The following is a 13,201-nucleotide window of genomic DNA, read 5'->3' as shown; positions in this document are numbered from 1 at the left end:
CCTAACATGGCGGCTGTCGGCACTCACTATCCGTGGTACAAAAAAGAAGACACCGACGCGTTCTTCGCGCTGTTTCAAAACAATATTGCCAACTTTGTCATTATCGCAATTACCATGCTGGGCATGGGGTTTCCCACATCCATTGTGTATGGTCAGGTGTTGCCGGGTGCCGCAGTGGCAGTCATGGCAGGCAATTTTTATTACGCATGGAGTGCCGCTAGACTCGCACGAAAAGAAAACCGCAGCGATGTCACCGCGCTCTCCTACGGCATCTCCACGCCGGTCATGTTTGTGTTTCTATTCGGCGTATTGCTCCCCGCCAAGCAGTTAACCGGTGACGCGGAGTTAGCCTGGAAAGTTGCCGTGGCCGCCTGCTTTATTAGCGGCGCAATAGAAGCCTTAATTAGCATCGTTGGCCGCTGGGTGCAGTATCACCTCCCACGGGCCGCCATGTTGGGCGCTGTTGCTGGCGTCGCACTCACCTTTATTGCCGGTGAGATGCTATTTAAAACCTTGGAAATGCCTATCATTGGACTGCTGGTGCTCGGCATTATCATTGTTGGTCTTGTGGCACGCGTCAGCATGCCGTTTAAGCTACCGACATCGCTGTTTGCCATTGTGGTCGGTACTGCGATGGCATATTTGATTGGCGATGCGGGCAGCGAACGCTTTAGCGATGCTTTTACCCATTTAGGGTTCTACCCCCTGCTGCCTAATTTGGCATGGTATGAAGGGTTAGGCTTGCTGTTTAGCGGCATGCTGGCCGTACTTACCGTCGTGCTCCCCATCACCCTCTATAACGCTATTGAAACCATGAATAATGTTGAAGCGATGGAAGCGGCTGGCGATAAATACGATGTGCGTGAGTGCCAGGCAGTGGATGGAGCAGGCACGATGATCGGCGCTCTATTTGGCGGCGTATTCCCGACAACTGTTTATATCGCCACGGTGGGCGCGAAATGGATGGGCGCAGGACGAGGCTACAGCATTTTAAACGGTGCCGTTTATGCCCTCGCCACCATGTTTGGCCTGATCGCTGCCTTAGCGGCCATTATTCCGGTCTCAGTAGTGGCCCCTATCTTGGTATTTGTCGGCATGTCGATGATAGCCACTGCGTTTCAAGCGAACGATACCCGCTATTACCCGGCCATTGCGCTGGCGATGCTGCCCTACTTTGCCAACTACGTGATGACACGCTTCAACCGGGGTGCTGGTGACGTCGTCAGCGATATTTCCAGTGCCATTGTTGTCATGGGACAAGGTGCGATGTTTATGGCCATCTTCCTAGGGGCAATGACAGTGTCGGTGATCGACCATCATTTCCGGCGTGCAGCCGCATTCGCCGCTATTGCGGCAGGCTTCTCATTTGTAGGACTGATGCACGCCCCAAAACTGGCCTTTAACGCGGCGCCTGAATTTGTCATGGGTTACTTGGGCATGGCATTACTGTTTATGTACTTCTCATTCCAGGAAGCCCCCAAGAAGCACTAAACTGGATTACTTGCTGAATCCCGCCTGCCGATGCGGGCGGGATAAAATGCGCTTGAGCACTATCCAAGCAACCATACCTGCCAACACGTTACCCAATGCCGCGCCAGCGGCTAAGCCTGTCCAACCAAACAACTGCGCACCCAACCATAAACATGGTAGATAGCAAATAAACAAGCGTGCGCTTGAAAGCAGCATTGCTCTAAGTGGCCAGCCGAGAGCGTTACCTGCAGACACCACCAGCATACACACGCCCAGCGCAGCATAACTTGGCAACAAAAAGCGAATTAGCAGCGCGAGCTCACTTTGCACCTCCTGGTTCCCGGCTAACACCATAGCCACCCAGGGTGAAGCCAGCGCCAGCAACAGCCCCAGGCTAAGCTGCCATATCAACGCGACATTCACTGCCAAGCGCATCAGCTGCTGAATCTGTCCCCAGTCGCCCGCACCATAGCAACGCCCAAGCCATGGTGGTAGCGACATCGTCATCGCCAATATCACCATCAGCGAAACCGTTTCGAGACGGCTGGCAAGCCCCCAAGCCGCCACCTGGGTATCTCCTAGGCTAGCAACGGCCGCAATCGCCAACATCGCCGCCAGTGGCGGCATCAACTGACTAACCATCGCGGGAGCAGCGATACCGGTAAAAAGCCGCCACGAGCGACTAGCTTCTTGCCATAGCGCGGTATTCGTCGTCCACTTTTGATGCTTTAGTTTAATACTGCTGAATAACAGCCCCACAAAAAATGCAATGGCGGTCGCCCAAGCCGCGCCCGCTAGCCCCCAGCCCTGCCAAGAACCAATACCAAAAATAAATAGCGGGTCCAATCCCAGGTTAATAAGGCTACTGAGCACCATCATCTTACCTGGCAGCCGTGTATCGCCGTGAGCACGAAACACGCTATAGATAAAATAGAGCAGCGCGCCTAGCCAAGCTGAAAATAGCTGTGGCCCCCAGTAAGCGCGTATATAAACCAGCGCGCTATCATCGGCACCTAACAGCCTAAATATGGGCACTTGAAGAAACCAAAGCGCAATGACTAGTAGGCCGATGACAAGCCCACCGGCAATTAGCACAAGGCTGCTTAACCGCTTCGCTCGAACGTCTTCTCCAGCGCCTAAGGCGCGGGAAATAAGCGCCGCAATCGCGATCCCCATTCCCACTTGAATGCCAATAATCAGAAAGGACAACGGAAAGGTAAACGACTGAGCGGCCAAGGGCGCTGTTCCCAAACGGGCAATAAAAGCACTATCTACAAGCTGGAAACCCAATAGCGCCAACACACCAATGGCCATCGGCCACGTTTGACGCCATAAGGTTATCGCCAGCTCGCGTTGCTGCATAATGACCGCTGCCAAAGAGAAATCCTCAAAACAGAGTAGATAGCGGTGAACGCCACCTAGTTAACAATACTGACAACCTACGAGATGTAAGTTGTTTCTGGTAACTCCCAACGCAAAAGCGCCACCACCCAGGCAAGGGTGATGGCGCTTTCTGCTTACGCTCGCTTACTGACGAATGCCTTCAAACGTCACGTAAAGCTCCAGCTCGTGCATCGCTTCTGGGAAGTCACTCATATCAATACCGAAATCACCCAGCGTTAACATGGTGCTGCCTTCAAAACCTGCACGGTAATTGCCCCAGGGGTCATCACCTTCGCCCATCAAGGTAACAGGCATTTCAATTTCCTGCGTCTCGCCATGAAGCGTTAACTCACCGGTTACGACGCCTTCATTTTCACCCGTTGATTCAAAACCTGTTGAAGTAAAAGTTGCCGTAGGATATTCGCTGGCATCAAGAAAATCGCTGCTTAAGAAGTGACGATCACGCTCTGCATGATTAGTGTTCAGGCTTCCCACCTGCACTTCCATTTCTACAGAAGAGGCTTCTAAATCCTCGGGGTCATATGAAAATTGACCGTCAAACTCTTCGAAAGTACCCAGAATATAGGAAAAGCCGAGGTGGCTAATTTTGAACTGAACAAAGGCGTGCTGGCCTTCAGTATCAATTTGATATTCTGCTGCTTGCGCTTGGCTGAACGTCGCTAGCGAAGCGGCGGCAATTGCAGTAGCAAAAGCGGTTTTCTTTAACATCGTGGAAATCTCCTTTATTTTCCTAATAAACACTACGAGCAAACTATCAGCGCAGTGGACAAAAAAATTCCATTATTGCTTGCGGCCATGAGCAGGATTCACCATCCGCACGAGTGTCGAGTGGCGATCCCACCAATGATGCTTCATCGCGGCTAGCGCATGCCCTGCGGCCAATACCATAAGCGCCAGGGCGCTGTACCAGTGCACATCGCCTGCCAGACTAGCTTGATCAGGAAGCCCGTGAAGCAGTGCCGGCACTTCAAACCAATCAAACACCCTAATTCCGCGCCCATTGGCGGTAGAAATCAAATAGCCACTAACAAGCACTAACAATAACAAGACATACAACATTATGTGGCCAGCATGGGCAGCTAGACGTTCAAAGCGACTACCCTCTGCATGAGGCGTTGGTTGAATTAAGCGCCATATCAAGCGAGCAAAGGTAGCAATTAACAACAAGATACCAATCGAGCGATGCACCCACGGCCCTTGGTTATACCATGTATCGTAGTAACCAAGATCTGTCATCCACCAGCCAAGAACAAACAACCCCACAATCGTTAGTGCACTAAGCCAGTGAAGAGCAATACTAATGACTCCCCATCCACTCTGCGTGTTCCGCCACATCCTTGCTTTCCTCGTTCTAAACAGCAATTGGTCATGCCTGCTGTAAGCACATTTCTACCTAAAGCATACCGTCTTAATGATCAAAACACTGCTGAAAAAAGCAGAACACACCATTCGTAAAAAACGTTTGTTAAAAACATTGCTAAATGTTGTAGTTACAAAAACGCCGTCAGCGAAGCAAGCAATAAAAAAACCGGCCACGAATGACCGGCTTATCAAAACGCTATTTGAATCGCTCAGCCAGCCGCCAAAGCATCCAACCCAGCGGCAAGATCGCGCTGAATGTCAGCCTGGCTTTCCAGCCCCACCGCTACGCGAATCAACCCAGGGGCGATACCTGCGGCTTCTTTCTGCACATCGGAGAGACGTCCATGCGTTGTGGTGGCTGGATGGGTAATGGTGGTTTTAACATCTCCGAGGTTACCCGTTATAGACAGCATTTTGGTGGCGTCAATGACCTGCCAAGCTCCCTCCTGGCCACCTTTCACCTCAAAGCCCAATACGGCACCAAACCCTTGCTGCTGTTTTTTGGCAAGCGCATGCTGAGGATGGGCTTCTAAGCCACTGTAGTGCACTTTATTAACGGCCGGGTGTTGATCTAGCCAGAGCGCCAAAGTCAGCGCATTCTCGCAATGTGCTTTCATGCGCAACGATAAGGTTTCAAGCCCTTTGGTGAAAATCCAAGCATTAAAGGGACTCAGGCAAGGCCCGCAAGTACGTACCACACCAAACACTTCTTCCAGCACGTCGTGTTTACCAACCACCGCGCCACCAATAGCACGTCCCTGGCCATCCAGATACTTCGTTGCAGAATGGATGACTAAGTCAGCGCCAAGCGCAATTGGCTGCTGAAGTGCCGGTGTTAAGAAGCAGTTATCAATCGCCAACAATGCACCACTTCGCTTAGCAAGTTCGGCTAATGCTGGAATATCCGCGACTTCAGACAGCGGATTGGACGGTGTTTCCGCAAACAACAGCTTGGTATTTGGGCCGATGGCCTCTTCCCAGGCAGAAAGGTTAGATAGCTCTACATAACGAGTCGTGATACCAAATTTGCCCAGATATTTGTCAAACAAACTCACGGTAGAACCAAACAGCGAGCGCGATGCAACGATTTCATCGCCGGCACTTAGCAGTGCCAACGCCGTCGATAAAATGGCCGACATACCCGAACTTGTTGCCACGCATCGCTCTCCACCTTCAAGCGCCGCCAAACGGCGCTCGAAGGTATGGACCGTCGGATTAGTAAAGCGAGAATAGACGTTGCCCGGCTCCTGCCCCCCAAACTTGCGCGCGGCTTCAGCCGCGCTTTCGTAAACAAAGCTTGAAGTGGGAAAAATGGGCTCGGCATGCTCTTGCTCAAACGTACGGTGATGGCCCGCACGAATGGCAAGGGTCTCTAGCGACCAATCATCCTGGTGACTATTATCATGCATGGCTGAGCACCTTTAAAACGTCAATAAAAGTTGTAATACGAGCTATTAATCCGCGGTATTAGTCGTCAAGATCGTCATCATCTTGGTTGTGCATACCCACTAGCGCATGGTCACCCGCACTTTGATCTTTGGCTGCGTCATTACGACTCGCTTCAAGCACAGCCAAGTAGGCATCATCAATGTCACCAGTGACATAGTTACCGTCGAAGACAGAGCAGTCAAACTCATCCATTTCAGGATTAACCTCACGGCAAGCCGCTTTCAAATCTTCCAGGTCTTGATAGAAAATTCGATCCGCACCAATCAGCTGACCAACCTCTTCTTCTGTGCGGCCATGCGCAATCAGTTCTTTTGCCGCAGGCATATCAATGCCATAGACATTAGGGTAGCGAACGGGCGGAGCAGCTGAGGCGAAATACACTTTACGGGCCCCTGCATCGCGCGCCATCTGAATAATCTGCTTACAGGTGGTTCCACGCACGATAGAGTCATCCACCAGCAGCACATTTTTGCCTTTGAATTCGACATCAATGGCATTCAGTTTTTGACGCACCGATTTTTTACGCTGCGTTTGGCCAGGCATAATAAACGTGCGGCCAATGTAGCGGTTCTTCATAAACCCTTCGCGATAGGTCACCCCTAAGTGCTGCGCCATCTCAAGGGCAGAAGTGCGCGACGTATCGGGAATTGGGATAACAACGTCAATATCGTGATCAGGCCATTCATTAAGAATGCGGTCGCCAAGCTTGCGCCCCATCTGCATACGCGTGCCATACACGTAGGCACCATCAAGAATAGAGTCGGGGCGCGCAAGATAGACATGCTCAAAAATACAAGAACGCAGCACAGGTCTATCAGCACAGACCTGAGTATGAATCTGCCCCTGCATGTCGACAAAAATCGCTTCACCGGGCGAAAGGTCACGCTCCAGCTCAAAGCCGCCGACATCTAAGGCGACAGATTCCGAAGCAATCATGACCTCCTGCCCTTCGTCACTTTGGCGAGTGCCAAACACTACAGGACGAATGCCATGATGATCCCGAAATGCCACCATACCAAAACCGTTAATGATCGCGACCGCCGCGTAGCCGCCTTTGCAGCGCCGGTGCACTCTACGAACGGCATCAAAAATGTCCTCGGCTTCCAGGTGCAAACCCTGTTTACCCAACTCATGGGCAAATACGTTTAGCAACACTTCGGAGTCAGAGCTGGTATTGATGTGACGAAGGTCCGTCGAGAAAAGTTCTTGCTTTAACTGATCAGAGTTAGTCAGATTACCGTTGTGAGCCAGCGCAATACCGTAGGGAGAGTTGACATAAAACGGCTGAGACTCAGCTTCGCTAGAGGAACCTGCGGTTGGATAACGCACGTGACCAATGCCAAGGTTACCTTTTAGGCGAGCCATGTGGCGGGTATGGAACACATCTCGAACCAGCCCATTACTCTTGCGCAGTAGGAAGCGTCCCTCGCTCCAAGTCATCATGCCGGCAGCGTCCTGACCCCGATGCTGAAGTACGGTCAGAGCATCATAGATTCCCTGATTTACCGCCTGCTTGGCCAGAAGGCCCACTATACCGCACATTCAAGTTACCTCGCTTTAGTGCCATGGTTCACCGTAGCAAACCCGTACGTTCATCAAACGAATGTAAGCCACTGCCTATTTCTCGGTCGCAAAAGCGGGCATTGGTAGACAGCAGCTAACTGTATTACTAACTAAACATCACGTCGCGCCATCATTAAACAGCGCACTCACTGGCCAGCATTTTCAGATGTTGGCGTAAAAGACTGTGGAACTGGCTCTTCCTGAGCGCCGAAATCTGGCAACGAAATATCGCGGAGCGAGTCAGGTGCTTGCGGTAGCTCCCGTTCCCATTGATCTAACTGGCTTACCGCCCAATCGCGCAGCTCAATAAACGTCGGCCGTAGCTCAGCTTCTTGCCAAGCCTGTAACTCAGCCAAGGGCGTTAGTGTAATAAGGACGGTTGCCACCAATAAAATGACAGCGCCACGAGCAAGCCCAAAAGCAGCACCGGCAAAACGGTTAAGCAACCCCATACCGACCCACTCTACCGCCGCATGAACAAGGCGGATCACAATCCCGCAAAGTAAAATGACTGCAAAAATCACTAAAATAAATGCCAACACTAAGCGCGCATCGAAACTGTCGATGAACCCGCTCATTAGATCTGCTACCGGCTCTGCCAAGACGCGCGCTACCAACAATGCGACTACCCATGCGGCCAGCCCAAGAGCTTCCCTGACAAATCCGCGCATAAAGCCGGCCAGCATGGAAAGTGCTAGCACCGCCAGGAAAAGCGCGTCTATCCAAGTAAGTGCCATAAGTTAATTTCTCACTCGCACTAACAGGCCCTGTACATTGGCACGCTGTTTAATAATCGCCATCGCAGACTCGCCGTCTTCAGACGTCGCATAAGGGCCAACATAAACAGAGGTAAGGTTATTATCGCGCTCACGTAGGTAGGCGCTAAACCCCGCCTGAGTAAGCTGATCGCTTAGTCGCCTTGCGTTACCCGCATCACCAAAGCTGCCCACTTGAACGGCCCACTCGCCTTGGGAAGAAGATGTTGGGCCAGCAGCATTCGATGATGTGTTAGAAGAGCTGGTAGACGCGTTATTACGGTTATTGGCAGCCATTAACTCAGCAATTGGATCACCTGCTCCAGCACTCTGAGCATTAGAACTACTGGCTTGATCGGTTTGTGGCTGCCTTGGATTGGCATCAATTGGCACACTATTGGTCGCGCTATCTACAGAACGACCTTCACTTGAGGACGTGTTGATAGATGACGGCATTTGCGGAACCGGAACATCTTGCTGTGTTGCCTCAACAGGCCGTTCAATAACAAACGTAGGCTGAGGGCGCTCTTCTCGGGGAGCAGGATCACTCATCAACCACGGCACGAAAATCGCCAGCAACGCGAGTAAAATGACAATACCACTGATGCGTTCCGTTTTACCGTATTTCATATCCCTCTCCATCAAGCTTAGCGAGCACAACGGTTAGGCCGATTAAGCTTGCGGCAGTGTTATTTCCAACAAGGCCGCAACTGTAAAAAACGAGCCGGTAACTAACACCCGGTCGGAGGGTGCCAACTGCTCAGCCATTATCTGCACTCCAGCCTCTGGGGAACTGGCGCAACGATGTACACGCCCACCCAGAGATGTGATACGCGCCGCCAATTCGGCAGCTGACCGACCACGCTCACCCTCCAACGTCACGCATACCCAGTCAGTAATGCGGGGTAGCAAAGCGCTAATAACACCATCAGCGTCTTTATCATTGAGCATGCCGATCAACGCCCACTGCCGGCCACCTTCAGGCACCGATGGGAGTCGCCTAGCGACATAATCGGCTGCATGAGGATTATGCCCGACATCCAAGCACCACTGCCCTATCCACTGCATACGTCCTGGCACTTGCACCTCATGAAGCGCACGACGGCATGCGTCTGCATTCACCGCTAATCCGCTAAGTATCAATGCTTGGAGAGCCGTTGCTGCATTATCAATCGGCAAACCGGGATCAGGAAGGTCTGTCAGAGAAATAACCTCTCCCTGGCAGCTCAGTCCACTCCAGCTCCATTCAGACAGGCTATCAGCGGCAGAGTCATCAGCAATTGAGTGGCTAAACGCCTCACCAAGACAGTAAACAGGAGCGGCAATCGCATCAGCAGCCTCTGCTACACTGCTGGGAAGCAGTCGACTGCCCAATACGGCGGGTTTTGCAGCACGAAAGATGCCGGCTTTTTCCCGGCCAATTTGGGCAATATCAGACCCCAAAAAATTGGCATGATCCTGAGCAATGGTGGTGACAATAGCAACGTCTGCATCAATGATATTGACGGCATCCAATCGCCCACCCAGACCAACTTCGAGCAGCGCTAAGTCGAGGTTTTCCTGTGCTAGGCACCAGAGGGCGCACAGCGTTCCCGCCTCAAAATAGGTTAAGCTAATTTCAGGCGTTTGTAGCCTAGCTTCCTCTACGCGAGAGAAACCAGTCATTAGCCGCTGGTCGTCAGCATAGTCACCATTGATCGTCACGCGCTCGTTATAGCGCACTATATGGGGCGAAGTATAAGTACCTACCCGCAAACCGTGCGTGCGTGCGACAGCATCCATCATGGCAAGGGTTGACCCCTTGCCATTCGTACCCGCCACCGTAATCACCTGTGTTGCAATCGGTCGACTTAGCAACCCCATGCGCTTGGCAACTTCTGCTACGCGCTCAAGCCCCATATCAATCCCTACAGGGTGCAGGGTTTCAAGGTAGTGCAGCCATTCGGCTAAAGACCCAGGAGTTAAAGCGTCAGAAGCTAAAGATTCAGGGGCTATAGACTTAGACATTGCGGGTCGAATCGTCGCTCTTAACGGTGCTGGCTTCGCTATGCGTTTCAGGCGTATCAACGTCTGTTGCATCTACAGCATCGGCTATTGGCGCTTCATCAACCAACGGCTCGTCAATCGATGCGTCGTCACTGACATCACCTTCGCTAGGCAGCGCGATATTATGCGTCAGCTTACGCAGCACACCACCAACACGAGCACGCATATCATGACGATGCACAATCATATCTACGGTGCCGTGTTCCAGCAGAAATTCACTGCGCTGAAAACCTTCCGGCAGCGTTTCACGGACGGTTTGCTCAATAACGCGCGGGCCAGCAAAGCCAATCAAGGCATTGGGCTCGGCGATATTTAGATCGCCCAGCATCGCTAGCGACGCGGATACCCCGCCAAACACTGGATCTGTCAGCACAGAAATGTAAGGCACACCCGACTGCTTAAGCTTTTCAAGCGCTGCCGAGGTTTTGGCCATCTGCATGAGTGAAAACAGTGCTTCTTGCATCCGTGCCCCACCAGAAGCGGCAAAGCAGATCAGCGGAAGCCGCTCTTCAAGGGCAATGGTTGCCGCGCGGACAAACTTCTCGCCCACAACCGCCCCCATTGAGCCACCCATGAAGGTAAATTCAAACGCAACAGCTACAACCGGAAGCCCGTCTAGCTCGCCACGCATAGCAACCAGCGCATCTTTTTCACCGGTCTCTTTTTGGGCAGCCGTTAAGCGATCTTTGTATTTTTTAGAGTCGCGAAATTTCAAGCGATCATTAGGCTCAATCTCAGCCGCAATCTCTTGGCGATTCTCTTTATCCAAAAACCAGTCCAAACGTTTACGCGCGGTCAACCGTAAATGGTGGTCGCACTTGGGGCAGACGCTGTGGTGCTTCTCAAGCTCAGGGAGATAGAGAACCGCTTCGCACTTGGGACATTTACGCCAGAGGCCATCGGGCACGCTGGCGCGACGGTCTTTACGCTGGATACGCCCCATGGAGGGCACAATCTTGTCTAACCAGCTCATATCAAAAAGTTTCCGTATACGTCATGCTTAGCAACGCCAAGCTTGATGAGTGTCGTCAATCAATTCAGTGTAGACGATGAGGGAATGCGCTTAGGCATCCATCGCGGTGCGCATGTCGCCCAACACGCTTTTAAGCTGACCAGCAATGGTTTCAGGTGCGTCAACGCTCTCTGCAATACGGTTCACTAGCGCACTGCCAACAATCACACCATCAGCGACTTTCGCCACTTCAGCGGCGGTCACACCATCGCGGATACCGAAGCCAACACATAATGGCAAATCGGTCATTTCGCGCAAGGGCGCGAGATGCTCTGCCACATCGTCAGCATTGAGTGTAGCAGCACCGGTAACGCCCTTAAGCGAAACATAATAGAGATAGCCCTCACCGTGGGCGCATATTGTAGCGGCACGAGCATTGGAAGTGGTAGGCGCAACCAAGAAAATCGCTGCTAAATCGCGAGCTTTTAACAGCGGGCCAAGCTCATCAGCCTCTTCAGGCGGCATATCTACCACGAGCACGCCATCGACGCCAACGCTTGCCGCTTTATCAGCAAACGTTTCATAGCCAATCCGCTCTATCGGATTGAGATACCCCATCAACACGATAGGCGTTTTAGCATCCACTTGGCGGAACTCAGCGACCATATCCAGCAGATCAACCAAGCGAGTGCCCTGCTTAAGCGCTCGCTCACAGGCCTTTTGAATCACCGGGCCATCGGCCATTGGGTCTGAAAACGGCACGCCAAGCTCAATAATATCAGCCCCCGCCTCTACCAGGGCATGCATAAAGCCCACAGTGTACTGAGGCGCAGGGTCGCCGGCGGTAATATAAGGAATCAGGGCCTTACGACCCTGCTCTTTTAATTCGGAAAAACGCTGGTCAATACGGTTCATGCTAGCCCTTAAAACTCAATGCCATCGATGTTCGCAACGGTCATGATATCTTTATCACCACGACCAGAAAGGTTGACCACGATATGCTGGTCAGGGCGCATGGTCGGTGCCAGCACCTTCGCATGAGCAAGCGCATGGGCGGATTCCAATGCTGGCATAATCCCTTCCATGTGCGTCAGTTCACGAAACGCTTCCAGCACTTCTTTATCGTTTGCGGCTACGTAGTTAACTCGCCCAACATCTTTCCATAGCGCGTGTTCAGGCCCAACCCCTGGGTAGTCGAGGCCAGCAGAAATCGAGTGCGTGTCTGACACTTGTCCCGCTTCGTCAGACATTAAGTAAGTTCGGTTGCCATGCAAAACACCACGCGGCGCATTGGTCGAAAGCGGCGCAGCATGTCGGCCTGTTTCGATACCATCGCCACCGGCTTCGACACCGTACATCGCCACCGCATCATCTTCGACGAAGGGATAGAATAGGCCCAAAGCGTTGGAACCACCGCCCACACAGGCAATCAGCGCATCTGGCAAACGCCCAATTTGCGCTAATGACTGTTGGCGCGCTTCACGCCCCACTACCGAGTTGAAATCACGCACCAACTGCGGATAAGGGTGCGGACCCGCTACAGTGCCAATAATGTAGAACGTGTTATCAACGTTGGTGACCCAGTCACGCAAGGCTTCATTCATTGCGTCTTTAAGCGTACGAGTGCCTGATTCGACCGGGATCACACGTGCGCCCAATAGGCGCATACGATAAACGTTCAGCTTCTGGCGCTGAACGTCTGCCGCCCCCATATAAACGTCACACTCCAGGCCTAAGCGAGCTGCCACAGTCGCCGTAGCAACACCGTGCTGGCCTGCTCCGGTTTCAGCAATAACCCTGGGCTTGCCGGTTTTTTTGGCTAATAGCGCTTGGCCAATGGTGTTATTAACCTTATGAGCACCGGTGTGATTTAAGTCTTCACGCTTCAACCAAATTTGCGCGCCACCTAGCGACTGTGACCAACGCTCTGCATGGTAAAGCGGCGATGGACGCCCCACATAATGGGCAAGGTCACGGTCAAACTCAGCCTGGAAATCGGGATCATCACGCAGACTCAAATAGGTCTGCTCTAACTCTTCCAGGGCAAAGCTCAGGGTTTCCGACACAAACCGGCCGCCGTAGGGGCCAAAATGACCACGGGCATCCGGCATTCGGGTCAGGTCGCTGAACTTGGTTTCAGTCGCTGAGACAGTCACAGGCATACCTCACAAGATCGCCAGAACAGGCAAACAATAAATGA

12 protein-coding genes are annotated in these 13,201 nt (G+C 52.3%); 1 reads left to right on the top strand and 11 read right to left on the bottom strand.

Annotated elements, in window-relative coordinates:
* Positions 1–6 precede the first annotated feature (6 nt).
* Positions 7–1,491: an NCS2 family permease gene (locus NF683_RS16110; protein WP_253920442.1), complete on the top strand. Its 1,485-nt coding sequence runs from the start codon at positions 7–9 to the stop codon at positions 1,489–1,491.
* Between the two features lie 6 nt (positions 1,492–1,497).
* Here NF683_RS16110 and NF683_RS16105 read toward each other — a convergent pair whose 3' ends face one another.
* The 11 genes from NF683_RS16105 to trpB all read right to left on the bottom strand — a co-directional run bounded on the left by NF683_RS16105 (position 1,498) and on the right by trpB (position 13,163).
* Positions 1,498–2,832 carry an MATE family efflux transporter gene (locus NF683_RS16105; RefSeq protein WP_089040861.1) on the bottom strand — a complete coding sequence of 445 codons (1,335 nt, stop codon included), beginning with the start codon at positions 2,830–2,832 and terminating at the stop codon, positions 1,498–1,500.
* Between the two features lie 165 nt (positions 2,833–2,997).
* Positions 2,998–3,582, bottom strand: coding sequence for a YceI family protein (locus NF683_RS16100; protein ID WP_253920441.1), 585 nt, complete (start codon positions 3,580–3,582; stop codon positions 2,998–3,000).
* Positions 3,583–3,654: 72 nt separating this feature from the next.
* Entirely contained in the window at positions 3,655–4,209 is a 555-nt protein-coding gene (locus tag NF683_RS16095) for a cytochrome b (RefSeq protein ID WP_253920440.1), read from the bottom strand.
* A 236-nt stretch (positions 4,210–4,445) separates the two neighbouring features.
* A complete protein-coding gene (locus tag NF683_RS16090; RefSeq protein WP_253920439.1) occupies positions 4,446–5,645 on the bottom strand; it encodes an O-succinylhomoserine sulfhydrylase in 1,200 nt (399 codons plus the stop codon).
* 58 nt (positions 5,646–5,703) lie between these two features.
* Positions 5,704–7,227 (bottom strand): amidophosphoribosyltransferase, encoded by a 1,524-nt coding sequence (gene purF / locus NF683_RS16085; protein ID WP_089038171.1) that lies wholly within the window; start codon positions 7,225–7,227, stop codon positions 5,704–5,706.
* 167 nt (positions 7,228–7,394) lie between these two features.
* Positions 7,395–7,985, bottom strand: coding sequence for a CvpA family protein (locus tag NF683_RS16080; RefSeq protein WP_253920438.1), 591 nt, complete (start codon positions 7,983–7,985; stop codon positions 7,395–7,397).
* Positions 7,986–7,988: 3 nt separating this feature from the next.
* Positions 7,989–8,633, bottom strand: coding sequence for an SPOR domain-containing protein (locus NF683_RS16075; RefSeq protein ID WP_253920437.1), 645 nt, complete (start codon positions 8,631–8,633; stop codon positions 7,989–7,991).
* A gap of 42 nt (positions 8,634–8,675) precedes the next feature.
* On the bottom strand, positions 8,676–10,010 hold the full coding sequence (gene folC / locus NF683_RS16070; RefSeq protein WP_089038168.1) for a bifunctional tetrahydrofolate synthase/dihydrofolate synthase: 1,335 nt from the start codon (positions 10,008–10,010) through the stop codon (positions 8,676–8,678).
* Entirely contained in the window at positions 10,003–11,022 is a 1,020-nt protein-coding gene (gene accD, locus NF683_RS16065; RefSeq protein WP_089038167.1) for an acetyl-CoA carboxylase, carboxyltransferase subunit beta, read from the bottom strand. The genes folC and accD overlap by 8 nt, the downstream gene beginning before the upstream one ends.
* Positions 11,023–11,112: 90 nt before the next feature.
* Complete coding sequence (trpA, locus tag NF683_RS16060; RefSeq protein WP_089038166.1) at positions 11,113–11,916, bottom strand: tryptophan synthase subunit alpha; 804 nt, start codon at positions 11,914–11,916, stop codon at positions 11,113–11,115.
* Positions 11,917–11,924: 8 nt separating this feature from the next.
* Positions 11,925–13,163 (bottom strand): tryptophan synthase subunit beta, encoded by a 1,239-nt coding sequence (gene trpB, locus NF683_RS16055; RefSeq protein ID WP_038483713.1) that lies wholly within the window; start codon positions 13,161–13,163, stop codon positions 11,925–11,927.
* Between the last annotated feature and the right edge of the window lie 38 nt (positions 13,164–13,201).

It is taken from the genome of Halomonas sp. MS1, from assembly GCF_024182575.1.
Lineage (GTDB): Bacteria > Pseudomonadota > Gammaproteobacteria > Pseudomonadales > Halomonadaceae > Vreelandella.
Note: the sequence above shows the minus strand (reverse complement) of the source record. Positions and strands in the feature narration are given on the sequence as shown.